The following is a 24,344-nucleotide window of genomic DNA, read 5'->3' on the forward strand; positions in this document are numbered from 1 at the left end:
CCCCGGCTGCGGCCGAGGACCGTCGCCGTCCGCTGTCGGCGCCCGTCACCGGATCCGGACAGCACAGGGCCCCGGAACCGGCGCAGGGGTCCCGGGGCCCGGTCGAGGGGCGGGGCGGCGGTCGAGGCCGGCCCGCGCCGTGTTCAGACGCGCCGCAGAACGGCCACCACCTTGCCCAGGATGGTCGCGTCGTCGCCGGGGATCGGCTCGTAGGCCGCGTTGTGCGGGAGGAGCCAGACATGGCCGTTCTCGCGCTTGAAGCGCTTGACGGTCGCCTCACCGTCGAGCATCGCCGCCACGATGTCACCGTTCTCGGCGACGGGCTGGCGGCGCACCGTGACCCAGTCGCCGTCGCAGATCGCGGCTTCGATCATGGAGTCGCCCACGACCTTCAGCACGAACAGCTCACCGTCCCCGACGAGCTGCCGGGGGAGAGGGAAGACGTCCTCGACGGACTCCTCCGCGAGGATCGGCCCACCGGCGGCGATCCGGCCGACGAGCGGCACGTAGGACGCGGCCGGCTTGCCGGCGGTGTCCGCGGGCTGCACGGGGGCGGCCTGGTCGGAGCCGCGCACCTCGTAGGCGCGCGGGCGGTGCGGGTCGCGGCGCAGGAAGCCCTTGCGTTCCAGCGCCATCAGCTGATGCGCTACGGACGACGTGCTGGAGAGGCCGACCGCCTGTCCGATCTCACGCATCGACGGCGGATAGCCGCGTCGCTGCACCGAATCCCTGATGACCTCGATCACCCGGCGCTGGCGGTCGGTGAGCCCGGAGCTGTCCGCCCGGATGCCGGGAGGCCTGCCCGGCAGGGAGCGCTTGTGTCCCTCGGGATTCACGGCTTCGTTCATCGCGTGCACCGGCTCGAGTCGGCCCTGGGAGCGGTCCTGGGCAGTGATGGCGGCACTGTCTGCGGTGGTGGTCACGTCGGCCCCTCTCGATGGTCTCCCTGCAGCACAACGGTAGTTGCTTTCGAAAGGTTGCGCCAAACACACGTTCGAGTGAAAATTCGCGAATTGCTGTGCGTGATCTCTTGCTGGGGTGTATTGGCCGCCGTGCTCCCCACTGGGCGAACGAGCCCGTTGTTGTACTCTTCACCGCCGAGGTGAGGGCCTCGTGCCGGCGGACCTCAGTCTGCCATCGGGTGCCCCGCCCCGGAGGGAGCGGCCCCGGCCCCCCTCGGGAGTCGCGCCCCTCCTCCCCGCGCACGGCGCCTCCCCGTGCGCGGTGCCGGTGTGTGGCGCATCCGGTGGCCCCGGAGGGGTTCGAACGGGCGTGTTCGGGTACTGCGGAGGCGGTCGGACGGCCGTGTCCGGCCCGCCGCGCACGACACGCACGCAGGACGTGCATGTATGAGCCAATCCCCACATCTAGTGGTTGGATTGCGGTAGTGGCCCAGAAGTTGTGGTCCCCGGGTCTTCGGGCCCTCGGAGATCGCCTATGCTGGAGCTGCTTCGTGAGGCCCGTGAGGCCCAGCGAGGCCGTTGAGTCTGCTGTGAGGAGGGTTGGAGTCCATGCACTGCCCCTTCTGCAGGCACCCCGACAGCCGTGTCGTCGACAGCCGTACGACCGACGACGGCACGTCGATCCGCAGGCGCCGCCAGTGCCCCGACTGCTCCCGTCGATTCACGACCGTGGAGACGTGCTCGCTCATGGTGGTCAAGCGGTCCGGAGTCACCGAGCCCTTCAGCCGCACCAAGATCATCAATGGTGTGCGCAAGGCGTGCCAGGGGCGGCCCGTCACCGAGGACGCGCTCGCCCAGCTCGGCCAGCGCGTCGAGGAGGCGGTGCGGGCCACCGGAAGCGCCGAGCTGACCACCCATGACGTGGGGCTGGCCATACTCGGCCCGTTGCAGGAGCTCGACCTCGTCGCTTATCTGCGGTTCGCCTCCGTCTACCGGGCGTTCGACTCGCTCGAGGACTTCGAGGCCGCGATCGTGGAACTCCGGCGGGCGGAGCAACCCGCCGCGGACGGCGGGGACCGCGAGGGGGCTGTCGCGGAGAGCCGGGAAGACGACGGCGGGTCCGGAGGGGCTGTCCAGGTCCCCGAACCCGCCCGCGCCGCCGACTGAACCGGCGGGCCGGTCCCGTACGCCAGGTGCGGGGAGCGGCCGGGCGGCGGCGATGAGAAGACCTGTTGCGGGTGGACCAGTGGGCGCCCGCAGCACCAGACAGAACACCGTGCCACGGAAACAACGGGGCACTTCAGGGCGTTTCAGCCTGTACAGGGAGGCGGCATGACAGAGACGGCGAGCGGTCCGGCACGGAGTTCCCGAGCCAAGAGCAACAAGGCCGGCAAGGGGCTGCGTGTCGAGCGCATCCACACCACCCCAGGGGTCCACCCTTACGACGAGGTGGCCTGGGAGCGCCGTGACGTCGTCATGACCAACTGGCGCGACGGCTCGGTCAACTTCGAGCAGCGCGGCGTGGAATTCCCCGACTTCTGGTCGGTGAACGCGGTCAACATCGTCACCAGCAAGTACTTCCGCGGTGCCGTGGGCACCCCGCAGCGCGAGACCAGCCTCAAGCAGCTGATCGACCGCATCGTGAAGACCTACCGGAAGGCCGGTGAGGACCACAAGTACTTCGCCTCGCCCGCCGACGCCGAGATCTTCGAGCACGAGCTGGCGTACGCACTCCTGCACCAGATCTTCAGCTTCAACAGCCCCGTCTGGTTCAACGTGGGCACGCCCCAGCCGCAGCAGGTCTCCGCCTGCTTCATCCTGTCCGTCGACGACTCCATGGAGTCGATCCTCGACTGGTACAAGGAAGAGGGCATGATCTTCAAGGGCGGCTCCGGCGCCGGCCTGAACCTCTCCCGGATCCGCTCCTCCAAGGAGCTGCTCTCCTCCGGCGGCAACGCCTCCGGCCCGGTCTCCTTCATGCGCGGAGCCGACGCCTCCGCAGGAACGATCAAGTCCGGTGGTGCCACCCGCCGCGCCGCCAAGATGGTCGTCCTCGACGTGGACCACCCGGACATCGAGGACTTCATCGAGACCAAGGTCAAGGAAGAGGAGAAGATCCGCGTCCTGCGCGACGCCGGCTTCGACATGGACCTGGGCGGCGACGACATCACGTCCGTCCAGTACCAGAACGCCAACAACTCGGTCCGCGTCAACGACGAGTTCATGCAGGCGGTCGAGCAGGGCGGCAAGTTCGGCCTGCGCGCCCGGATGACCGGCGAGGTCATCGAGGAGGTCGACGCCAAGGCGCTCTTCCGCAAGATCGCCGAGGCCGCCTGGGCCTGTGCCGACCCCGGCATCCAGTACGACGACACGATCAACAACTGGCACACCTGCCCCGAGTCCGGCCGGATCACCGCGTCGAACCCGTGCAGCGAGTACATGCACCTGGACAACACGTCCTGCAACCTGGCCTCGCTGAACCTGATGAAGTTCCTCAAGGACGACGGCAAGGGCAACCAGTCCTTCGAGACCGAGCGCTTCCAGAAGGTCGTCGAGCTCGTCATCACCGCGATGGACATCTCGATCTGCTTCGCGGACTTCCCCACCCAGAAGATCGGCGAGAACACGCGCGCGTTCCGCCAGCTCGGCATCGGCTACGCCAACCTCGGCGCCCTGCTGATGGCGACCGGCCACGCCTACGACTCCGACGGCGGCCGCGCCCTCTCCGGCGCGATCACCTCCCTGATGACCGGCACCGCCTACCGGCGCTCCGCCGAGCTCGCCGCGATCGTCGGCCCGTACGACGGCTACGCCCGCAACGCCGACGCGCACCAGCGCGTCATGAAGCAGCACGCCGACGCCAACGGCACCGCCGTGCGCATGGACGACCTGGACACCCCGGTGTGGGCCGCCGCCACCGAGGCATGGCAGGACGTGCTGCGCCTCGGCGAGAAGAACGGCTTCCGCAACTCCCAGGCGTCCGTGCTCGCCCCGACCGGGACGATCGGCCTGGCGATGTCCTGCGACACCACCGGTGTCGAGCCCGACCTCGCGCTGGTCAAGTTCAAGAAGCTGGTCGGCGGCGGCTCGATGCAGATCGTCAACGGCACCGTCCCGCAGGCCCTGCGCCGCCTGGGCTACCAGGAGGAGCAGATCGAGGCGATCGTCGCCCACATCGCCGAGCACGGCAACGTGATCGACGCCCCCGGCCTCAAGCACGAGCACTACGAGGTGTTCGACTGCGCCATGGGCGAGCGCGCCATCTCCCCGATGGGCCACGTCCGCATGATGGCCGCGATCCAGCCCTGGATCTCCGGCGCCATCTCCAAGACGGTCAACATGCCGGAGACGGCGACCGTCGAGGAGGTCGAGGAGATCTACTACGAGGCCTGGAAGCTGGGCGTCAAGGCCCTCGCCATCTACCGCGACAACTGCAAGGTCGGCCAGCCGCTCTCCGCCAAGAAGAAGGAGGACGAGAAGAAGGCCGAGATCGCCGAGAAGACCGAGGAGACGATCCGTACCGCGGTCGAGAAGGTGGTCGAGTACCGCCCGGTCCGCAAGCGCCTCCCGAAGGGACGTCCCGGCATCACCACCTCCTTCACGGTCGGCGGCGCCGAAGGCTACATGACCGCCAACTCCTACCCGGACGACGGGCTCGGCGAGGTCTTCCTGAAGATGTCCAAGCAGGGCTCGACGCTCGCGGGCATGATGGACGCCTTCTCCATCGCCGTCTCGGTCGGCCTCCAGTACGGCGTGCCGCTGGAGACGTACGTCTCGAAGTTCACCAACATGCGCTTCGAGCCGGCCGGCATGACGGACGACCCGGACGTGCGGATGGCGCAGTCGATCGTCGACTACATCTTCCGCCGCCTGGCGCTGGACTTCCTGCCCTTCGAGACGCGCTCCGCGCTGGGCATCCACTCCGCGGAGGAGCGTCAGCGCCACCTGGAGACCGGTTCGTACGAGCAGTCCCTCGACGACGAGGTCGACGTCGAGGGACTGGCCCAGTCGGCGCCGCGGGCCCAGGAGCTGAAGGCGATCGCCACGCCGAAGGTCGAGACCGAGGCGGCCAAGCCCGCCCCGAAGCAGGCCCACACCAGCGCCGAGCTGGTCGAGATGCAGCTGGGCATCCAGGCCGACGCTCCGCTGTGCTTCTCCTGCGGCACGAAGATGCAGCGGGCCGGTTCCTGCTACATCTGCGAGGGCTGCGGCTCGACCAGCGGTTGCAGCTGACGCGTCCGGGCACGGCCCGGGGGTCGAGGTCGTGAGCGAGGGCGGTGGCACCGGCGTACCGGTGCCACCGCCCTCGGCGTCGTGGCGGGCCGGGCCTCACCGACCCGCTCGCCGGGTCACGGCCGGCGCGCCGCTCCCATCGTGCGGGCGAAGGCCGCCGGGTCGCCCTCGAAGCCCTGGACCCCGGGACGGAAGGCCCAGGCTCCGGAGCCGTCGCGGACGAACTCCGCGACCGTCGCCGCCGTGGCCCCGGGGACACCGCCGAAATCGTCCTCGGCCAGGACGGTGTACCCCTCGCGGATGCGCAGACCCGGGCTGCTCACACCGGAGAACGTGCGCGGCGCCCGGTGCTGCTGGACGACGACGCCGACCACCACGCGCCCGTACCGTGCGTCGAGGCGGTCCAGCTCCAGCGTCATGACCTCGTCGTAGCCGAAGCCCTTGCCGTCCTTGCTGTCCCGGTTGAGCGTGATGGTGCCGTCGGGGGAGCGGCTGTCGAAGTGCACCACGTAGGCGGGGTCGCCGTGCGGGTCGCTCGCCGGATAGGGCGCGGCGACGAGATCCAGGTCGGTCGACGGCTCCCCCGAGGGACTCGGGTCCCACCGCAGTGCGATCTCGACCTTGCGGATGCCCTTGCTGAGGCCGTTCACCAGTTCTCCCCTTCCCCGCGACGGTCCTGCCGTCCGCCCCAACCACCGGGCGATCCCGGCGGGTTGTCCATCCTGCCACGCACGCGGTGGCGGAGGAGGGGAAGCGGGCCACCCGAGGGTGACCGACGCCACGCTTCCTGGCCTTACGATGGCGCAGTGCTGGTCAAGTGGATTCGCTGCACCGTGGTGGACCGCCGAGGGTTCGAGCGGGGGCAGCGGAAGTGGGCGGGGCTTCTGGGGGAGCCGGGGTTTCGCGGACAGGGCGGGGGCTGGAGCCGGGGGCGGCCGGACGTGGCGCACATCTTCTCCTTCTGGGAGAGCCGCGCCTTCTACGACTCCTTCATGGCGCGCTCCCACGACCGGCTCGCCTCGGCTCAGTCGGGCACCTTCAAGGACGCCCGGGTCAGACTCTTCGACCACCGCTTCGACGTGAAGACCGGCTTCGAACCGCGCTTCACGGACGCCGACCTGCTCAGGGCGGCACTGTGCCGGGTCCGTGAGGAGCGGGCGGAGCACTTCGTGCTGATGCAGGAGAAGGTCTGGAATCCGGCGATGGCCGGCTCGCCCGGAATGGTCCGCGGGCTGTTCGGCGAGGCGCCCGGCAACGAGTTCCTGGTGCTGTCGATGTGGCAGTCCGCGGCCGAGCACGGCAAGTACCGCACCGAGAGGGTGGAACGCCTCGCCCTGCGGGCGCAGACGGAGGCCGACGTCGTGGCCCTCACGGGGGACGTCGTGGACATGGAACAGGCCTGGACGGTTTGATGCCCGGACGCACCGAGAACGCGCCCGGGGGCGGCCCGCGGCGCAGGACGGATGTGACCTACGCCGTAAGGGACCCGCACGGTTGCTCGTCGGGCCGTCCCCCGATCTAGGGTTTCGGCATGGCACGACCACGGCGCATCGTTCTTGTCCGGCACGGCGAATCGACGGGCAATGTCGATGACTCCGTCTACGAGCGCGAACCCGATCACGCCCTGGCCCTGACCGAGCGGGGCTGGCGGCAGGCGGAGGAGACGGGCAGGCGGCTGCGGGAACTGTTCGGACGGGAACGCGTCAGCGTCTACGTCTCCCCCTACCGCCGGACGCACCAGACGCTGAGGGCCTTCGACCTCGACCCGGATCTCATACGGGTGCGCGAGGAGCCGCGGCTGCGCGAACAGGACTGGGGCAACTGGCAGGACTGCGAGGACGTACGTCTGCAGAAGGCCTACCGGGACGCCTACGGGCACTTCTTCTACCGCTTCGCCCAGGGCGAGTCCGGAGCCGACGTCTACGACCGGGTCGACGGCTTCCTGGAGAGCCTGTTCCGCAGCTTCGACGCCCCCGACCATCCGCCGAACGTCCTGATCGTCACGCACGGTCTGGCCATGCGGTTGTTCTGCATGCGGTGGTTCCACTGGACCGTGGCGGAGTTCGAGTCGCTGTCGAACCCGGGGAACGCCGAGACGCGGATGCTCGTCCTGGGGGAGAACGGCAAGTACACCCTCGACCGGCCCTTCGAGCGCTGGCGAGACCCGGAACCGTACGGGATCACCGGATAGAGTGACGGGGCGATGACCGCTGACTCCTCCTCCGCTTCCGCCGGGCGCCTGGATCGCGCCCTGGCCAGCCTGCGTGGCCTGTCGGTGGGGGACGCGCTCGGCTCGCAGTTCTTCGTTCCGGTGAACTACCCGCTGCTCAAGCGCCGCGAGCTGCCCGACGGTCCCTGGCAGTGGACCGATGACACCGAGATGGCCTGTTCCGTCGTGGCCGTCCTGGCCGCCCACCACCGGATCGACCAGGACGCCCTCGCACGGTCCTTCGCCGAGCACCAGGACTTCGACCGGGGTTACGGCCCCGCCGTCGGCCGGCTGCTGCGACTGGTCCGTGAAGGGGGCGACTGGCGCGAGCTCGCCGCCGCGCTCTTCGACGGGCGGGGTTCCTGGGGCAACGGCGCCGCGATGCGGATCGCGCCGCTGGGCGCCTGGTACGCGGACGATCCGGAGCAGGCCACTCACCAGGCGGAGATCTCGGCCTACCCCACCCACCAGCACCGCGAGGCCGTGGTCGGGGCCATGGCGGTCGCCGCGGCAGCCGCACTCGCCGCCGCCCCCGGCGGGCCGCCCGGTGCGCAGGCCCTCCTCGACGGCGTCATCGCACTGGTGCCCATGAGGAGCGCGGTCGGCGCCGGGCTGCGCCGCGCCCGGGACATGCTCGACTACGGCGACGCGGCCACCGTCGCCGCCGTGCTGGGCTGTGGGCGGCGTACGACGGCTCATGACACCGTGCCGTTCGCGCTCTGGTCGGCCGCCCGGGCACTGGGTGACTACGAGCGGGCTTTCTGGACGACCGCGCAGGTGGGCGGGGACGTCGACACGACCTGCGCCATCGTGGGCGGGGTGGTCGCCGCCGGGAAGGCGGGGGCGCCGCCCGCCGAGTGGGCCGGCCGGGTCGAGCCGCTGCCGGACTGGCTGCCGGCCGGGGTGTGAGGGCCGGTCCGCCGGATCGGCCCGACCGGCGGCTGCCCGAAGAGCGCCGGTGAACCCCGGGGCGGTCGGGACGAGCCCCCGCGATCGTGAACTCTCCGTGTGCTCCGGGAACTCTCCGTGACCGTCGCGCGTTGTCGAGACATCCGCCGTGTGAGCCGTGGGGTCCGACAGCCGCAGGTGGATCGTCGGGAGCGTCGTCGAAGAGTGCCGTAGGACCCGGTACGTCCCCCGTAGGTGCCGAGCGGCGTGTGTCCGTCCCCGCGCTGCCCGCTTCCCCCGCTCGTCGGAGAGTCGGATGGTTACTTCGCGCCGGGCGACCGCCCAGGCTCGGACGGCCGCTTCCCGTCGGCGTGGTGCCGTACGGGAACGCGCGATCCTCGATGCCGCCCTGGAACAGCTCAGTGCGGTCGGCTGGAGCGGCCTGACGGTGGAGGGTGTCGCCGCCGGCGCCCGGACCGGGAAGGCCGCCGTCTACCGCCGCTGGCCGTCCAAGGAGGATCTGGTCGCGGACGCCCTGCGGGCCGGCCCGCCGCGTTTCGAGGCGGCGCCGGATCGGAGGAGCGTGCGCGAGGACCTACTGGTCCTGTGCCGGCGGGCGCGCGACGCGATGTTCTCCCAGTCGGGACTGGCGGTGCGTGCGGTGGTTCACGAATGCGACACCACGCAGGCCGAGCGCTTCCACGGCGTGATCTTCGAAGGGGTCGTGGAGCCGACGCTCACGATGCCGCGTGAGGTGATCGAGCGTGGTACCGAGCGGGGAGAGGCGCGCCCCGACGCCGCGAACGGATATGTCTTCGACGCCATCCCCGCGATGATGACGTACCGCTCCAAGATGTGCGGAAGCGAATGGACGGATGCCGACCTGGAGGAGATGATCGACCGGTTGATGGTTCCGCTGCTGCGCTCGGGCGGCTCCTGACCGGGGTCCGCGGGGGCGAGGGCGCCGCTCGGGGAACCGGGGTGTCGCGGGCCGTTCCGGGCGGCGTACGCTATGGGCGCCATGCCGTACGAACCACCTACTCACACCGTCGAGCGCTCTCTGCGCGCCACGACCGGGGCGAAGGTCATTGCGGGTGTCGACGAGGTGGGGCGCGGTGCGTGGGCCGGCCCCGTCACCGTCTGCGCGGCGATCACCGGACTGCGCCGGCCTCCCGAGGGGCTCACCGACTCCAAGCTCCTCACCCTCAAGCGGCGCACCGAGCTCGCCGAGACGCTGCGGAGCTGGGTGACGTCGTATGCGCTCGGGCACGCGTCTCCGGAGGAGATCGACGTGCTGGGGATGACGGCCGCCCTGCGGCTGGCGGCGGTGCGGGCGCTGGAAGCGCTGCCGGTCCGGCCCGACGCGGTGATACTCGACGGCAAGCACGACTACCTCGGCACGCCCTGGAAGGTCCGTACGGTGATCAAGGGCGACCAGTCGTGCGTGGCGGTCGCGGCGGCCTCGGTGATCGCCAAGGTCCAGCGCGACAAAATGATGGCCGAACTGGGTGTCGACCATGCAGACTTCGGTTTCGCGGACAACGCCGGGTATCCGTCGCCCGTGCACAGGGCCGCACTGGAGGTTCGGGGACCCACCCCGCACCACCGGTTGTCATGGGCGTATCTTGATGCGCTGCCCCGGTGGCGGCACCTCAAGAAGGTCCGCGGCGGGACGGACGGAAGCGCTCCGGGAATCGAGGGTCAGCTCGGCTTCGATTTCTGACAGTTCCGCTCGCACTGATGTGCCACCCGGCGGCGCGAGCCGTACCAACGTTTGATAAAAATCAGCTCATGCCTCTCATTCCCGAGGAGCCTCAGATTCACGAGAGTGCCCAGGGTCCCCGCACCGCGCCGACCCCCCGACCCGTACCCGGTCCCCGCCCCGCGGCTCCGTCGCGTCCCGGACGCCCCGGCCCGCCGCGGCCCGTGCCGCCGGTGCAGCGTACGCCGCGTGACGCGGCCACCCCGGCCAAGCCCGGTCCTTCGGGACCGGCGGCGCCCGCCGGGACCACCCCGCAGATCCAGTTGATCCCGGCCTCGGCCCAAGGGGCGCTCGACGCCGCCGAGGAGGCCGTGGACCTGCTGCTGGAATCGGGCCGTGCCCCCGGTGACGTGCTGGTGATCACCACCGGTGCCCCGCACCCGTGGGCCACCCACGAACTGTCCTTCGGCGAGGTCTCCTACTGGGCCCAGCACGATGCCGGTGACGACGTCTTCTACACGGACGCCGGCGTCGCGGAGCGTGCCGGGGCGCGGCCCGTCGTGGTGGTCGCCGTCAACGGCGGCTCCCGGGCCGTGGCCGCCTCCGCCCTGTCGGTGGCCCATGCCAGGGCCGGCGCCCTGCTGATCGTCTGCGGTGATCCGCAGCAGATCAACTCGGTGCTGGGCACGGGCGTCTGAGTCGGCATCACGGCGTCGGGACGGACGACGAGGAGTGACGCGAGCGCCGCGATCGCGGCGTCCGCACCCTCAGGGTCCGGTGCACCGCAGGACCGGCCGGGCCGATGTGCGCGTGGTCGTTGCCGTTCCCGCGCCGGGCCGAGTGCGGTGGCGTGCGGGCGCACCGCGCCCTTCCGCGGTTCGTCCTGCCCCGGGGAGCAGGACGGAGGCGGCGAGCGGTCCGTGCGCGGCGTCAGCGTGCCGCCGCGCGGCGCAGGATCTCCGACGGGACGCCGCCGGTGCGCGGTATTCGGGGCGGTGCCTCGGACGTGGCGAACGGTTCCGGTGTCGATCCGGCGCTGGGGTGGCGCCCGCCGCGACCTTCACCGAGCACCTGCCAGCCGTCCCGGGTGAGGGTGATGTACGCCCCGCAGCGCAGCCCGTGCAGGGTGCAGGCGTCCCGCAGCCCCCACATCCACGCACCGTCCTCCTCGGTCCACCGCGCGTCGCCGTCACGGCAGTAGAGCAGCACGGCGGTGCGCACCGGTGTGCGGCGCCGGAGGTCGTGCGGGATGATCCGGCGCAACTGGGCCAGCAGCACGTTGCGGAACATCCAGCCGTCCGCGGGGGCGGGGCGGCGGGTGAACGAGGCGCTCGCCCGCAGCCGCTCGTCCAGGTCGAGCACGGCGACCACCGCGGTCGCCGGCCCGGGACGGTGCCGGACGTGCAGTCCGCTGACGACCTCGCGCGGGTTGCGCAGCAGCGGGATTCCCGCGGTGGCCCACTCCGCGGGTTCGAGCACACGGTTGGTGGAAGCGGCGGACGTCGACAGCGGTGCCGCCGAGGACGGAGCGAATCCGAAGGTCACGGTCCTCCCTTCGGCTACGCCCGTACTGCGGGCGGGGTCGGATTCGGGGGAGCGCGCACGCAACGGAGCCCTACCTGATCGGCGGGTGAGCCGTGCGGGTGCGGACTTCAATTCTTCCTGTCGAACTTGGATGCGGCAACGAGCAATTGGAGCAGCAGCCCGTTATCGGGGGAAGCGCGGCTTATCTCCCCACACGCTGCCTCCCGGACCGCGCACGCGGCGTTCGAGCACGACACGTTCGTACGCCATGAGGGGGCGGACTTCCAGAGGGGCGCGTTCCCGAGGAGCGTGCGCGAGCGGGCCGTCACACAGGGTGAGGTGGCCGATTGTCCGTGCCGTCGGGTTGCATGGGGGCATGGACGACCTGGAGCTGCGTACCGAAGCCGATGCCATCCTCGCCGAGCTCGTCGGTGCCCCGGAAGGGTCGGCGCGGCTGCGGGAGGACCAGTGGCGGGCGGTGGCGGCCCTAGTGCGGGAGCGCCGGCGGGCCCTGGTGGTGCAGCGCACGGGCTGGGGCAAGTCGGCGGTGTACTTCGTGGCCACCGCCCTGCTGCGCCGTCGCGGCTCCGGCCCGACGGTGATCGTCTCGCCGCTGCTGGCGTTGATGCGCAACCAGGTCGAGTCGGCCGCGCGGGCCGGTATCCGGGCGCGCACCATCAACTCGGCCAACCCGGAGGAGTGGGACGCCATCCACGAGGAGGTCGAGCGCGGCGAGACCGACGTTCTCCTCATCAGTCCGGAACGCCTCAACTCCGTGGAGTTCCGCGATCAGATGCTGCCCAAGCTCGCGGCCACGACCGGCCTGCTGGTGGTCGACGAGGCGCACTGCATCTCCGACTGGGGCCATGACTTCCGGCCCGACTACCGTCGGCTGCGGGCGATGCTCGCCGAACTCGCCCCCGGTGTGCCGGTGCTCGCGACGACGGCGACCGCCAACGCGCGGGTCACCGCGGACGTGGCCGAGCAGTTGGGCACCGGCGGCGGCGAGGCCCTGGTGCTGCGGGGGCCGCTCGAGAGGGAGAGCCTGCGGCTCGGAGTCGTCCGGCTGCCGGACGCCGCGCACCGCCTGGCCTGGCTCGCCGAGCACCTGGACGAGCTGCCGGGATCCGGGATCGTCTACGCGCTGACGGTGGCCGCGGCCGAGGAGACCACGGACTACCTGCGCCGGCGCGGTTTCCGGGTGGCCTCCTACACGGGGCGCACGGAGAACGCCGACCGGCTGCAGGCCGAGGCCGACCTGCTGGAGAACCGGGTCAAGGCGCTGGTGGCGACATCGGCACTGGGCATGGGCTTCGACAAGCCGGACCTGGGCTTCGTGGTCCACCTCGGTTCGCCGTCCTCGCCGATCGCCTACTACCAGCAGGTGGGGCGGGCGGGCCGCGGTGTGGCCCACGCCGACGTGCTGCTGCTGCCGGGCAAGGAGGACGAGGCCATCTGGCGCTACTTCGCCGACACCGCCTTCCCGCCCGAGGCGCAGGTCCGCCAGACCCTCTCGGCCCTCGCAGGTGCGGGACGCCCCCTGTCCGCACCGGCCCTGGAGGCGACGGTGGACCTTCGGCGCACCCGTCTGGAGACGATGCTGAAGGTGCTCGACGTCGACGGCGCGGTCAAGCGGGTGAAGGGCGGCTGGACGGCCACGGGAGCCGACTGGGCGTACGACGCCGAGCGCTACGCCAGGGTGGCGCGGCAGCGCGCCGCCGAGCAGCAGGCCATGCGCGATTACGTGAGCACGGACCGGTGCCGGATGGAGTTCCTGCGCCGGCAGCTGGACGACGAGGGGGCGGCCCCGTGCGGCCGTTGCGACAACTGCGCGGGCGCCTGGGCCGACCCCTCGGTCTCGGCGGAGGCGTTGACGGGGGCGGCGAAGGAGCTGGACCGCCCGGGGGTGACGGTCGAGCCGCGCCGGATGTGGCCGACGGGGATGCCCGCGCTCGGCGTCGACCTCAAGGGCCGCATCCCGGTCGCGGAGCAGTGCTCCACCGGACGCGCCCTGGGGCGGCTCTCGGACATCGGCTGGGGCAACCGGCTGCGCCCGCTGCTGGCCGAGGACGCGCCCGACGGGCCGGTCCCCGACGACGTCCTGCGGGCCGCGGTGACGGTCCTCGCCGATTGGGCGCGCTCCGCGGGGGGCTGGGCGTCGAACGACCCGGACGCCCCCGCCCGGCCGGTGGGCGTCGTCGCCGTACCGTCCCTGACCCGGCCCCTGCTGGTCGCGTCGCTGGCCCGGGGAGTGGCGGACATCGGGCGCCTGCCCTTCCTGGGCACCCTGGCGTACACGGGCCCGAGCGGCGCGCACGCGGCCCGGCGGAGCAACTCGGCCCAGCGCCTCCGGGCGCTGTCCGGGGCCTTCACCGTCCCCGGGGAACTGGCCGACGCACTGGCCGGTGCCTCCGGGCCCGTCCTGCTCGTGGACGACAGCACGGACTCCGGCTGGACCCTCGCCGTCGCCGCCCGCCTGCTGAGGCGGGCGGGGGCCGACCAGGTCCTGCCGCTGGTGCTCGCCACGGCGGGCTGACCGGCTCCCCAAAGCCCCCTGCTTCCAAGCCACTTGGAGGCTCTCGGGTTCTTGTCCGCGCGGAAGCCGCTAGGAAGCCTCTCGGCCTCGCCGAAAGGCTTCCGGGGAGGAATGCATGGCCCCTGCAGGTAGCCATTTAGGTAAGGCTATCCTTATTCCTGCAGGTCACCGGTTCGCCGCCGGCGGCTTTGCCGTGCCCGGCCGTCCCCAGGTCCGTGCTGTGCCTCCGCGCCGCTCGTCGGCGTCCATGACCAGAAAGCAGATCATGCCCCAGTCCCGGCCCCGCTCGTCCCGTCCCGCCCGTCCGCTGATCGCCCTCGGCGCCGTCGTCGGCTCCGTGGCCCTGCTGGCGGCCTGTTCCTCCGGCACCGACTCCGAGAAGAAGGACGGCGCCGCGGGCGCGGAGCAGATCACCCTGACCACCAACCTCGGCGAGAAGAAGGTCGCGAAGAACCCCGAGCGGGTCGCCGCGCTGGACAACACCTCCTTCGCCACCCTGAAGGCCCTGGGCGTCAAGCCGGTCGCCGCGCCCAAGGGGCTGCTGCCCGCCACCGGGTACGACGACTGGAAGAACGACGACTCCATCGCGGACGTCGGCACGCACCGCGAGCCGAAGCTGGAGGAGCTGAACGCCGCCGAGCCCGATCTGATCATCGGCGGTTACCGCTTCGGCGAGCAGCAGGACGAGCTGGAGAAGATCGCGCCGACCATCGACATCTCCCCCTCGGACGAGGCCGAGGGCGGGTACGTCGCGTCGCTGAAGACGCAGACCGAGCAGCTGGGCGAGCTCTTCGGCAAGGAGCGGGAGGCCGCGAAGATCGTCGACGAGCTGGAGACGGCCGAGCGGGCCGCCGTCGAGGCGACCGGCGGGGAGACCGTCTTCCTGGCCGTCGCCAACGGCGGCAAGATCGACAACGGTGCGAGCCGCATCGGTCGGCTGGCCGAGCCGCTGGACCTGAAGAACGTGCTCGCCGCCGAGGGCCAGGAGGACACCGCGGTCCACAACGACTCCGGCCTGGCGCCCGAGACCGTCGCCGAACTGAACCCCGACTGGATGATCGTGATGGACCGCGACGCCGCCGTCTTCAAGGGCGAGGGCGAGGCGCCGACCCCGGCCAAGACCCTGGTGAAGGGGCAGGACGCCTGGAAGAACGTCACGTTCCTGGTCAAGGACCAGATCGTCTACCTGCCCTCGGACTTCTACGTGACCGAAGGCGCCCAGGCCTACGCGGCGAGCTTCAACCTGATCGCCGAGGCCTTCGCCAAGGCCGCCGAGTAGCCCCGGACCCATCCCTTCACGGACCCGAGCGGAGGTGCGCATGCTGCGCCGTCTCGCCCTGCCCTGCGCCGTGCTGGTCGTCCTGGGGCTGGTGGTGGCGTCGCTGCTGACCGGCGGTTACGACATCGATCTGCACTCCCTGCTGCACGACCCCGAGGCACGGCGGATGTTCCTGATCTCCAGGGTGCCCCGCACCCTGGCGCTCATCCTGGCCGCGGCCGCCATGGCGGTCTCCGGGGTGATCATGCAGATGCTGGTGCAGAATCGTTTCGTCGAGCCGACCACCACCGGCACGGCCGAGTGGTCGGCGCTGGGCGTGCTGCTGCTCACCCTGGTGGCGCCGGGCGCTCCGGTGCTGGTGAAGATGGCGTGCGCCGCGGTGTTCGCCTTCGTCGGGTCCGTGCTCTTCCTGAGTCTGCTCGGCAGGCTCGCACTGCGCTCCCAGGTGATCGTGCCGATCGTCGGCATCATGCTGGGCGCCGTGGTCGGCGCGGTCACCACCTACATCGCCTCCTCCGCCAACCTCATGCAGACGCTGTCGGCCTGGCGCTCCGGCGGCTTCAGCTCGGTGGTCAAGGGCACCTACGAGCCGCTGTGGGTGGTCGGCGTGCTGGTCGTCGTGCTGTACACGGTGGCCGACCGGATCACCATCGCCGGTCTCGGCCGGGACATGGCGGTGAGCCTGGGCCTGTCCTACCGCCGGATCCTGTACCTGGGCCTGGCGATGGTGGCGCTGGCCACCGGTGTGACCTCCATCGTGGTCGGCTTCCTGCCGTTCCTCGGACTGGTGGTGCCCAACCTGGTCTCCATGGTGCGCGGCGACGACGTGCGCTCCAACCTGCCCTGGGCGGTGCTGGGCGGTGTCGCCCTGCTGACGGTGTGCGACCTGATCGGCCGCACCGTCGTCGCCCCGCTGGAGATCCCCGCCTCGGTGATCCTCGGTGCCGTGGGGGCCGTCATCTTCCTGAGCCTGATCCTGCGCCGGTTCGTACGAGGGGGAGCCGTCCATGCCTGAGTCCGCAGCCGTTCGGGTACCGGCCGCCCCGGACCCCGGCACCTCCGGCCCGGCGGCCCCCGGCCGTCACCCGCGGTCGGCGCCGGGCGCCTCGGAGAAGGGGCGCCGCCGCGGCCCGAGCCCGCGCACACGCCTCCTCGTGGCCGGCGGCGCCGTCGTGGTGGCCGCGCTCTGCTTCCTGTTCCTCTTCGTCAAGGGGTCGTTCGACTTCGCGATCGAGCGGCGGCTGACCCTGGTCGGCGCCATGGTCGTGGCGGCCTTCGCCCAGGGCGTGGGAACGGTCGTGTTCCAGACCGTCACCCACAACCGGATCCTCACCCCGTCCTTGATGGGCTTCGACGCCGTCTACACCTTGATGCAGACGCTGATGGTGTTCTTCTTCGGCGGCACCGTACTGGCCGCGACCGACGGGCTCGCGAAGCTGGTCGTGCAGACGGTGCTGATGGTCGCCTTCACGACGGTGCTGTTCCGGTGGCTGTTCAGCGGTCCCACCGGCAATCTCCACGTGCTGCTGCTGGCCGGCGTGGTGCTGGGGGTGGCCTTCGAGAGCCTGTCGCTGTTCCTCCAGCGCATGCTCGCCCCCGCGGACTACGACGTGCTCTCCGCGCGGCTGTTCGGCCGCCTCGGATCGGTGGGGGCGGAGCACCTCCCGTTCGCCTTCGCCGTGTGCGCCGCGGCCGGCCTCTACCTGTGGCGGCGGCGGCACCGGCTCGACGTGCTGCTGCTGGGCCGGGACGCGGCCACCGGACTGGGCCTGAACCACCGCGGGGAGCTGACCGGCGCGCTGATCGTGGTCTCGCTGATGGTCGCGATGTCGACCGCGCTGGTCGGTCCGATGACCTTCTTCGGGTTCACTGCGGCACTGCTCGCCTACCAGTTCTCGGGGACCCACCGGCACGCCGTCGTCCTGCCGATGGCCTTCCTGATGGGCCTGCTCACCCTGCTCGTCGGCCAGTTCACGATGGAGCACATCGTGTACGCGTCCGGCATGCTCACCACCGTCATCGAGTTCCTCGGCGGCGTGGTCTTCCTGGCCTACCTGCTCAAGAAGGGCACCCTGTGATCGAGTTCCGTGATCTGGTCAAGTCCTACGGGGACCGCACCGTCCTCGGTCCGGTGAGCGGCCGCATCGAGGAGGGCGGCATCACCTCGCTGATCGGGCCGAACGGCGCGGGCAAGTCGACGCTGCTCACTCTGCTCGGCCGACTCGCCGCCCCCACCTCCGGCACGGTGCTGCTGGACGGCACGGACGTGCACCGCACGCCGTCGGCCGAGATGGCCCGGCGGCTGGCGATCCTGCGCCAGGACAACCACTTCACCGCCCGGGTCACCGTGCGGGAACTCGTGGCCTTCGGCAGGTTCCCGCACAGCCGGGGGCGGCTCACCGCCGAGGACCACGAGCACATCGACCGGGCCCTGGACTTCCTCGCCCTGGGCGACCTGGCCGGCCGCTACCTCGACCAGCTCTCCGGCGGTCAGCGGCAGCGCGCCTACGTCGCCATGGTGCTGGCCCAGGACACCCGCTACGCGCTGCTCGACGAGCCGCTGAACAACCTCGACATCAAGCACGCGGTCCGGATGATGGAGCAGTTGCGCTCCGCCGCCGACGAGTTGAACAAGACCGTGGTCCTGGTGGTGCACGACATCAACATCGCGGCCGGTTACTCCGACCACATCATCGCCCTGCGGGACGGCGCGATCGTCGCCAACGGCACCCCGGCCGAGCTGATGGATCCCGATCTCCTCACCCGGATCTTCGACACCCCGGTCCAGGTGCACGAGGTCGACGGCCGTCCGCTGGCCGTCCACCACCGCTGAACCGCCGGCCCGGATCCGGTGCGCGGACGGGCACGCCCGCCGCTCATGAGGTGTCCCTGACCGGACTTGTCCACAGAGGGAAACGGAACAATGAATTCCGCGAGATCGTCTCCCCATGACGAACCACAGCGAAATGGTCGGACCCTCCGGAAACGGCGACATTCCCGGGTGTGACGGACGAGAACACCCCGGTTCCCCGGAGCGCGATGCACCCGCGGGCCGCACCGCGCCTCCCGGCCCCCGCGGGCCCGGAGACGAGGAAGGCGGCGCACCGCGCGCCGCGGACATCACCTGCACCGCGTACGAGCACCACGGCGACGCACGGCAGGTCACCCTGCGCACACCGGCCGAACTCGCCGATGCGCTGCCCTACCTGCTCGGGTACCGCCCCGAGGACAGCATCGTGCTGGTCGCCCTGCACGACAAGGACGGGCGGGGCCGGTTCGGCGGCCGTGCCCGGCTCGGCATCCCCGCGAAACCGGACGACTGGCCCTGTGCCGCCCGGCAACTGGCCCACGGCCTGGTGACGGGCAGCGAGCGCCGAGGCGCCCGGCCCGAGCAGATGGTCGTCTTCCTCTGCCGCGAGCCGGCCGAGGGCGAATCCGGCCGCCAGGTCAAGGAGCGGCTGGGACCGCTCGCCCACGCGCTGCGCCTGGAGTGCGGCGCCCTCGACGTCCCGGTGGTGGAGGCCCTGTGCGTCTCCGGCGGCCGTTTCTGGTCCTACTGCTGCGACAACGAGGGCTGCTGCCCGGCCGAGGGGACGCCGATGGGCCTGCCCGGCACCTCGGTCCTGGCCGCCGCTGCCGCCTACGCGGGGATCCAGGTCCGCGGCACACTGCGCGAGCTGCGCGCCAGGCTCCTGCCCTGGGAGAACCCCGCGGCCCTCGAACAGGAGGCCGCCCTGGACGCCGCCGGCGCGGCCCTGATCCCCAGGATCCTCGACGCGGCGGGACGGCACGAGGTCGCCGAGGAGACGTTGGAGCTCGCCGAGAAGATCAGGGACCGCCTCGCCGGCGCTCCGGCTGTCACCGGCGCGCTCCCGGCGGACCTGCGGGACGACGCGCTGCTCGGACACGACGAGGCCGCGACACTGATTCTGGGCCTGCAGGACCGCACGACGCGCGACCGCGCGGCCGAGTGGATGGAGGGGGACGAAGCGGGCGCCGCCCTCCGTCTGTGGCGGGCCCTGGCGCGCCGCTGTGTGGGGGCGTACGGCGAACACGCGGCCGCTCCCCTGACCCTCGCCGGATGGGTCGCCTGGTCCACGGGTGACGAGTTGGAGGCCCGGGAGGCGCTCGCCATGGCCCTGGGCGCCGACCCCGACTACCTCTTCGCCCGTCTTCTGCACCAGGCCTGCAACGAAGGGCTCGACCCGGAGTCGATCCGCCGTTGCCTGCGCGAGGAGCGCGAGGAACGTGCGGAGCGCGGGCGGGCGGCCTCCGACGGGCCGGTCGCGGACATCGAAGGGAACAGCGGGTGCGGGCCCGAGGTCTCGGAGCCCGCGGACCCCCGACCCGCCGCGCCCGGACGCACCGCACCCGACCATGCGGCTTCCGGTCCGGGTGGGACCTCCTCGCGCCGCCGGCGCCGCACGCGCACCTCCGGCTCCGGCGACTGCTCCCCTCTCCGGGTGCGGGCGGAGGGGACCCGCCGGAGCACCCGGGTCCCGCGTCCGCGCGCGGCGGCGGGGGGCACGCATCCCGGGGCCGGGAGCCGTACGCGTCCGGGCGGCGTGCGTCCGGGCCCGGTGAAGCCGGACGCCCCACGCCGTCGCGACGCCTCGCCGGGAGGCGCACAACCCGGGGGCCGGAGCGGCGAAGGGAACGAGTGAACGGGCGGGGGGACCGGTGACCGGGGCGGCGGGACCGGAAGGGGCCCGGGAGGCGGCCGGCTCGGCCCCGCCACGGACGGGGAAGGGGCCGGCGGGCTCCGGCCGGGGCGTGGCCGGGCGCGACGCGCTGCCGCAGGCCGCTCCGCGGGGTGTGCCGAGAACCGTGCCGGAGCGAAGCGGACCAGCGGTCGATGCGGACGGCGAAAGGAGTGCTTATCGTCAGGCAGACGACTATGATCGCCACATGCCCTACGATCCGTCAGCCTTTCCGCCCTTCGCCGTCACCGTGGACCTGGTCGTGCTGACCGTGCGCCGTCATGCTCTGTGCGCGCTGGCGGTGCGCAGGGGAGAGCCGCCCTTCCAGGGGCGCTGGGCCCTCCCCGGCGGCTTCGTACGGGCCGACGAGGACCTGGCGCAGGCGGCGGCGCGGGAACTGGCCGAGGAGACGGGGCTGCGGGTGCACGACCCGGCCGTGCCCGCCCAGGACAACGGTGCTCATCTCGAGCAGCTCGCCACCTACGGCGATCCCAAACGCGACCCCAGGATGCGTGTCGTCAGCGTCGCGCACCTGGCCCTGGCCCCCGACCTGCCCGCACCCCGGGCGGGCGGTGACGCCAGCAACGCGCGCTGGGCGCCGGTCGAGGAACTGCTGCAGCAGGGCGGTTACGGCCGGGACGGCGAGCCGGTCGCGCCGCTCGCCTTCGACCACGCCCAGATCCTGGCGGACGGGGTGGAGCGTGCCCGGTCCAAGATCGAGTACTCGTCCCTGGCGACGGCCTTCTGCACGTCCGAGTTCACCGTCGGCGAGCTGCGCCGTGTCTACGAGGCGGTGTGGGGCGTGGCGCTCGACCCGCGCAACTTCCACCGCAAGGTGACCGGCACGCCGGGCTTCCTGGTCCCCACCGGGGGGACGACCACCCGCCAGGGCGGTCGTCCCGCGCAGCTCTTCCGGGCCGGCGGAGCCACCCTGCTCAACCCCCCGATGCTGCGTCCCGAGGTCTGACGCGAAGAGCGCGGCCGCGCGGGGAGGCGGACGGCGAACACGGGTTGACGAGGGTGTTCTCCCCGTCGGCAGCGGTCCCTGCGGCGCCCGGAAAATCCGATAGGGCGCGCTGCCTTGCTTCGGGTGATCCAGGCCATCGGACCGACCAGCGGCCCCGCAAGGAGCTTCCGCCCGCCGTCGACGACGTCTCCTTCGAGGCGCCCGCGGGGCGCGTCACCGTGCCGCTCGGAGCGCCGGGCGCCGGCAGGACGACAGCGCTCGGCCTCATGCCCGAACCCCGACCGGGGCGCGGCGTCACTCACTTCAGGGGCCGTCCGCTGCACCGCATCGCGCATCCCTCCCGTGAGGTCGGCGTTCTGCTGGGTGGCGTGCCCGGCCATCCCGCCCGAACGATCCGCGGACACCTCCGCGTGCTGTGTGCCGCCGCGGACGTCCCGGTCCGCCGTGCCGACGAAGTCCTCGAAGCCGTGGAACTGGTGAACCCGCGGGACGAACGCCTCGGCCCGCTGTCGCGCGGTACGGACCGCCGACTCGGACCGGCCTGCGCGTTGCCGGCGGACCCGCACACGCTCGTGCTCGACGAGCCCGGGCACGGACTCTCCGTCCGCGAGAACCGATGGCTCCACGGCATGCTCCGGGCGTACGCGGCCCAGGGGGCACCGTCCTGTGCACGACGGCCGATCCCAAGGAGACCGCAGGGACCGCGGACCGTGTGGTCACGCTGGAGCGGGGGAGGGCCGTCGCCGACCAGGAGGCCGGGGACTTCTCACGCACCCGACTGCGCCCCCGCGTCGCCGTCCGCGGTCCGCACGCCGCACGCCTCTCCGCGCTGTTCGCGAAGGAGGCCCGCACCGCACGGCGCTCCGTGGAGGTCGTACCGGAAGGCGGCAACCGCCTCCGCGTCTACGGCAGTACCTGTGCGGAGGTCGGCGAGACCGCGTTCCGGCACGGCACCGTCGTGCACCGACTCGCCGCGAGGTGGGAGGCGTGGGGCCCGGAGCGGACGTCGCCGACCCGCCCCGGGCCGCCGGTGATGACGCGCGGGCCCGGACCGGTCACCCGCAACGGGCCACCGGCGGACCGGCGGCTCCCGCCATCGGCGGACCGGCGCTCTCGGCCGTCGACGCACCGGCGCCCCCAGCCGTGGACACCCCGCCGCCCTCCACGGCGGAAGCACCTGAGAACCCCGCCGCCGTCCCGCCGCCCTCCACGGCAGCCGCTGCGGAACACGCGGCGGACGACCGGCGACCGGCGACCGGCGCCCGCCGCCGCCCCGCGGCACCGCACCGGCGCTCCGGCCGGTGACGGCCGGCCCGCCTCCCCGCACTCCGGCCTGCGGGAGCCGGAAGCCCCCGCAGGGGGAGAAGCCCACCGCCCCGCCGCGGCCCCCGCGAACCGGTCCGAGCGCACCTGCGACGCCCCGGCGGAGCTTCCGCCGCCCCTCTCCGTCCGGTCCGCCCCAGCCCCCTCCGTCCTCTTCGCTACGAGATCCGCCGTCCCGCGGGCGTCGGCACGGGGCTCCTCATCGGGGCCGGTGTGCTCGCCGTGCCCGCGCTCACCGCCGTACCGCTGGCACGCGTCGGGCACACTCCGCAGCCACGTCTGCTGGCCGCGTGGCCGCGCCGGTTGCCGCTGCCGCCCGCGGCGCGGGGCTGCTCGGCGCGCCGGCCTTCGGCGACGAGTTCCGCCACCCCACCCTGGCGGCGGACCGCGGCACCGTGCCCCTGCGGCTGGGGCTGCTGACCGCCGAATTCCTGGTCGCCTCGGGCGCCGCGCTGGTGCCGGCCGTCCTGACCGTCGGGTGCGATGCCGAACTGCTCCACCTCGTCCACGGGCCGGAGGTCGTGGAGGTTCCGGCCGACTGGTTCCCGCTGGGCGCCGGCCGGCTCGGGCTCGTGGTGGGATGTGCCTGTGCCGGTGTGCTGGCCGCGGGCGTCTTCCGGTCCGCCACCGCCGGACTCGCCGTGGTCGTCGCCGTCCCCCTCCTCGCCGTCCCCTCGTGCACAAGGTGGCGGAAGGACCGTCGGCGCGCGCCACGACCGGGTTCCCGGCGCGGGTGCGGGAAGACTGTCGCTCCGGTGGCCTTCCGGGGGAGAGCGCCATCTGGAGACGGTGCTGCGGGTGGTCGCCCAACCCGTGGGCGGTGCGCTGGTGTTGTCGCTGGCGGTGCTGCTCTGCGCCTGTCTGCTCACGACCCCGCGGAGCAGGGTTCGATGACGGCCGCCCGTGCACGGATCGATGCGTCCGTGGCCACAACTCCCCGGGAAAAGTCCGTTTCTTTCCGATAAGGCGTCAATTGCGACGAGGTGAGCGATCACCCTTTCGTGTGCTTTTCACCAAAGCCCTCAAGGGAGTTGGGGCTGACGCCGACAAAGGATGCGTGAGTACCCTTGCGCACACCATGATGACCGCCGCCCGCTCCGCAGACTCCGGCCTCGCGAACTCGGGCGGGCTCGACCGCTACCCCTACGCCGAGGCGTCCGCCGACCGCGTCGGGGCCCCTGCCTGGGAGGGGACGGATCCGGAGCTGGGCCGCGTGAGCCGTCGTGCCGCGGGCAGCCGTGGACGCGGGCTGCACGGCCAACTCGTCCAACAGCTGGGTCAGATGATCGTTTCCGGCGATCTGGGCGCCGACCGTCCGCTGGTGCCCGAGGAGATCGGCCAGCGCTTCGAGGTCTCCCGCACCGTCGTGCGCGAATCGCTCCGCGTCCTGGAGGCCAAGGGCCTGGTCAGCGCGCGCCCGAACGTGGGCACGCGGGTGCGCCCCGTCAGTGACTGGAACCTGCTCGATCCGGACATCATCGAGTGGCGGGCCTTCGGGCCGCAGCGCGACGACCAGCGCCGTGAGCTCAGTGAGCTGCGCTGGACGATCGAGCCGCTCGCCGCCCGGCTGGCGGCCGGCCATGGACGCGAGGACGTCCAGCAGCGTCTGTCCGACATGGTGGAGATCATGGGCCACGCGATGGGGCAGGGCGACGCGCTCACGTTCGCCCGTGCCGATGCCGAGTTCCACTCGCTGCTCATCCAGGTCGCCGGCAACCGCATGCTGGAGCACCTCTCCGGGATCGTGTCCGCGGCGCTCCAGGTGTCGGGTGGCCCGGTCACGGGCTGTGAGCGGCCGAACGAAGCGTCGTTGGCGCACCACGGCAGGATCGTCGACGCCCTCGCCGACGGCGACGGCGCGGCGGCCGAGGCGGCCATGCGCCAGCTCCTCACGGTTCACCCCGAGGTCGAACGCGTGGTGCCCGCTCCGCGCGAGCACTGAACGCGTTCCGCGGACGGTGCGGTCCGGCCTGCCATCCCCTCCTGTGGCAGCGCCCCACCGATGAGCCGTCCCCCGCCGGACCCCGCGGGATCGTCGACGATCCCGCGGGGTCCGACGGCGAAAAGGGGGTATGAGGCCC

At 72.1% G+C, this 24,344-nt stretch carries 20 protein-coding genes and 1 pseudogene; 17 read left to right on the forward strand and 4 right to left on the reverse strand.

What is annotated here, in order from left to right; translation table 11 throughout:
• Positions 1–143 precede the first annotated feature (143 nt).
• The gene (gene lexA, locus CP969_RS27840; RefSeq protein ID WP_004982586.1) at positions 144–923 is read right to left on the reverse strand and encodes a transcriptional repressor LexA; all 780 of its coding nucleotides are present in this window, start codon (positions 921–923) and stop codon (positions 144–146) included.
• Positions 924–1,511: 588 nt separating this feature from the next.
• On the opposite strand from lexA, the gene nrdR reads away from it, so the two are divergent.
• Positions 1,512–2,069 carry a transcriptional regulator NrdR gene (gene nrdR, locus CP969_RS27845; protein WP_004982585.1) on the forward strand — a complete coding sequence of 186 codons (558 nt, stop codon included), beginning with the start codon at positions 1,512–1,514 and terminating at the stop codon, positions 2,067–2,069.
• 165 nt (positions 2,070–2,234) lie between these two features.
• Complete coding sequence (locus CP969_RS27850) at positions 2,235–5,135, forward strand: vitamin B12-dependent ribonucleotide reductase (protein ID WP_004982584.1); 2,901 nt, start codon at positions 2,235–2,237, stop codon at positions 5,133–5,135.
• A 116-nt stretch (positions 5,136–5,251) separates the two neighbouring features.
• On the opposite strand, the gene CP969_RS27855 is transcribed toward CP969_RS27850, so the two are convergent.
• Entirely contained in the window at positions 5,252–5,785 is a 534-nt protein-coding gene (locus tag CP969_RS27855; protein WP_016824387.1) for a TerD family protein, read from the reverse strand.
• A 156-nt stretch (positions 5,786–5,941) separates the two neighbouring features.
• Here CP969_RS27855 and CP969_RS27860 point away from each other — a divergent pair, with 156 nt between their 5' ends.
• The 6 genes from CP969_RS27860 to CP969_RS27885 all read left to right on the forward strand — a co-directional run bounded on the left by CP969_RS27860 (position 5,942) and on the right by CP969_RS27885 (position 10,632).
• Entirely contained in the window at positions 5,942–6,547 is a 606-nt protein-coding gene (locus CP969_RS27860; protein WP_004982582.1) for a YdbC family protein, read from the forward strand.
• Positions 6,548–6,666: 119 nt separating this feature from the next.
• Entirely contained in the window at positions 6,667–7,326 is a 660-nt protein-coding gene (locus CP969_RS27865) for a phosphoglycerate mutase family protein (RefSeq protein WP_016824385.1), read from the forward strand.
• Positions 7,327–7,338: 12 nt separating this feature from the next.
• Entirely contained in the window at positions 7,339–8,253 is a 915-nt protein-coding gene (locus tag CP969_RS27870; RefSeq protein ID WP_004982580.1) for an ADP-ribosylglycohydrolase family protein, read from the forward strand.
• A gap of 295 nt (positions 8,254–8,548) precedes the next feature.
• Complete coding sequence (locus CP969_RS27875; protein WP_026084824.1) at positions 8,549–9,172, forward strand: TetR/AcrR family transcriptional regulator; 624 nt, start codon at positions 8,549–8,551, stop codon at positions 9,170–9,172.
• 81 nt (positions 9,173–9,253) lie between these two features.
• Positions 9,254–9,955 carry a ribonuclease HII gene (locus CP969_RS27880; RefSeq protein ID WP_004982577.1) on the forward strand — a complete coding sequence of 234 codons (702 nt, stop codon included), beginning with the start codon at positions 9,254–9,256 and terminating at the stop codon, positions 9,953–9,955.
• A 68-nt stretch (positions 9,956–10,023) separates the two neighbouring features.
• Entirely contained in the window at positions 10,024–10,632 is a 609-nt protein-coding gene (locus tag CP969_RS27885) for a hypothetical protein (RefSeq protein ID WP_004982576.1), read from the forward strand.
• 232 nt (positions 10,633–10,864) lie between these two features.
• On the opposite strand, the gene CP969_RS27890 is transcribed toward CP969_RS27885, so the two are convergent.
• Positions 10,865–11,479: a hypothetical protein gene (locus CP969_RS27890; protein ID WP_016824381.1), complete on the reverse strand. Its 615-nt coding sequence runs from the start codon at positions 11,477–11,479 to the stop codon at positions 10,865–10,867.
• 355 nt (positions 11,480–11,834) lie between these two features.
• Between CP969_RS27890 and CP969_RS27895 the strand changes: the two genes are divergently transcribed.
• The 8 genes and pseudogenes from CP969_RS27895 to CP969_RS34760 form a co-directional block, all read left to right on the forward strand.
• The gene (locus CP969_RS27895; RefSeq protein ID WP_016824380.1) at positions 11,835–13,994 is read left to right on the forward strand and encodes a RecQ family ATP-dependent DNA helicase; all 2,160 of its coding nucleotides are present in this window, start codon (positions 11,835–11,837) and stop codon (positions 13,992–13,994) included.
• A 247-nt stretch (positions 13,995–14,241) separates the two neighbouring features.
• Positions 14,242–15,273 carry a siderophore ABC transporter substrate-binding protein gene (locus tag CP969_RS27900; protein WP_016824379.1) on the forward strand — a complete coding sequence of 344 codons (1,032 nt, stop codon included), beginning with the start codon at positions 14,242–14,244 and terminating at the stop codon, positions 15,271–15,273.
• A 40-nt stretch (positions 15,274–15,313) separates the two neighbouring features.
• Complete coding sequence (locus tag CP969_RS27905; protein ID WP_016824378.1) at positions 15,314–16,288, forward strand: ABC transporter permease; 975 nt, start codon at positions 15,314–15,316, stop codon at positions 16,286–16,288.
• A complete protein-coding gene (locus CP969_RS27910; protein ID WP_004982566.1) occupies positions 16,281–17,351 on the forward strand; it encodes an iron chelate uptake ABC transporter family permease subunit in 1,071 nt (356 codons plus the stop codon). Before CP969_RS27905 ends, CP969_RS27910 begins: the two co-directional genes overlap by 8 nt.
• Complete coding sequence (locus CP969_RS27915; protein WP_020476672.1) at positions 17,348–18,106, forward strand: iron ABC transporter ATP-binding protein; 759 nt, start codon at positions 17,348–17,350, stop codon at positions 18,104–18,106. Before CP969_RS27910 ends, CP969_RS27915 begins: the two co-directional genes overlap by 4 nt.
• 115 nt (positions 18,107–18,221) lie before the next feature.
• On the forward strand, positions 18,222–19,937 hold the full coding sequence (locus CP969_RS27920; RefSeq protein WP_223887113.1) for a DUF4192 domain-containing protein: 1,716 nt from the start codon (positions 18,222–18,224) through the stop codon (positions 19,935–19,937).
• A 244-nt stretch (positions 19,938–20,181) separates the two neighbouring features.
• Complete coding sequence (locus CP969_RS27925; RefSeq protein ID WP_016824374.1) at positions 20,182–20,940, forward strand: NUDIX hydrolase; 759 nt, start codon at positions 20,182–20,184, stop codon at positions 20,938–20,940.
• A gap of 123 nt (positions 20,941–21,063) precedes the next feature.
• Positions 21,064–21,955 (forward strand): annotated as a pseudogene (locus tag CP969_RS34760) (ATP-binding cassette domain-containing protein); the annotation flags it as partial.
• Positions 21,956–22,421: 466 nt separating this feature from the next.
• Here CP969_RS34760 and CP969_RS34765 read toward each other — a convergent pair.
• Positions 22,422–22,772, reverse strand: coding sequence for a DEAD/DEAH box helicase family protein (locus CP969_RS34765; protein ID WP_016824372.1), 351 nt, complete (start codon positions 22,770–22,772; stop codon positions 22,422–22,424).
• 548 nt (positions 22,773–23,320) lie between these two features.
• Between CP969_RS34765 and CP969_RS27940 the strand changes: the two genes are divergently transcribed.
• A complete protein-coding gene (locus CP969_RS27940) occupies positions 23,321–24,205 on the forward strand; it encodes a FadR/GntR family transcriptional regulator (protein ID WP_004982554.1) in 885 nt (294 codons plus the stop codon).
• Positions 24,206–24,344: the final 139 nt, after the last annotated feature.

This window comes from Streptomyces viridosporus T7A (assembly GCF_008704515.1).
In the GTDB taxonomy this organism is placed as follows: domain Bacteria; phylum Actinomycetota; class Actinomycetes; order Streptomycetales; family Streptomycetaceae; genus Streptomyces; species Streptomyces viridosporus.

Excerpts from the sequence above, each read along its gene's own strand:
- CP969_RS27880 (WP_004982577.1), top strand. The coding sequence starts at position 9,254 with ATGCCGTACGAACCACCTACTCACACCGTCGAGCGCTCTCTGCGCGCC.
- CP969_RS27895 (WP_016824380.1), top strand. The coding sequence starts at position 11,835 with ATGGACGACCTGGAGCTGCGTACCGAAGCCGATGCCATCCTCGCCGAG.
- CP969_RS27925 (WP_016824374.1), top strand. The coding sequence starts at position 20,182 with ATGCCCTACGATCCGTCAGCCTTTCCGCCCTTCGCCGTCACCGTGGAC.
- CP969_RS27875 (WP_026084824.1), top strand. The coding sequence starts at position 8,549 with ATGGTTACTTCGCGCCGGGCGACCGCCCAGGCTCGGACGGCCGCTTCC.
- CP969_RS27850 (WP_004982584.1), top strand. The coding sequence starts at position 2,235 with ATGACAGAGACGGCGAGCGGTCCGGCACGGAGTTCCCGAGCCAAGAGC.
- CP969_RS27870 (WP_004982580.1), top strand. The coding sequence starts at position 7,339 with ATGACCGCTGACTCCTCCTCCGCTTCCGCCGGGCGCCTGGATCGCGCC.
- CP969_RS27865 (WP_016824385.1), top strand. The coding sequence starts at position 6,667 with ATGGCACGACCACGGCGCATCGTTCTTGTCCGGCACGGCGAATCGACG.
- CP969_RS27920 (WP_223887113.1), top strand. The coding sequence starts at position 18,222 with ATGACGAACCACAGCGAAATGGTCGGACCCTCCGGAAACGGCGACATT.
- nrdR (WP_004982585.1), top strand. The coding sequence starts at position 1,512 with ATGCACTGCCCCTTCTGCAGGCACCCCGACAGCCGTGTCGTCGACAGC.
- CP969_RS27885 (WP_004982576.1), top strand. The coding sequence starts at position 10,024 with ATGCCTCTCATTCCCGAGGAGCCTCAGATTCACGAGAGTGCCCAGGGT.
- CP969_RS27905 (WP_016824378.1), top strand. The coding sequence starts at position 15,314 with ATGCTGCGCCGTCTCGCCCTGCCCTGCGCCGTGCTGGTCGTCCTGGGG.
- CP969_RS27910 (WP_004982566.1), top strand. The coding sequence starts at position 16,281 with ATGCCTGAGTCCGCAGCCGTTCGGGTACCGGCCGCCCCGGACCCCGGC.
- CP969_RS27900 (WP_016824379.1), top strand. The coding sequence starts at position 14,242 with ATGACCAGAAAGCAGATCATGCCCCAGTCCCGGCCCCGCTCGTCCCGT.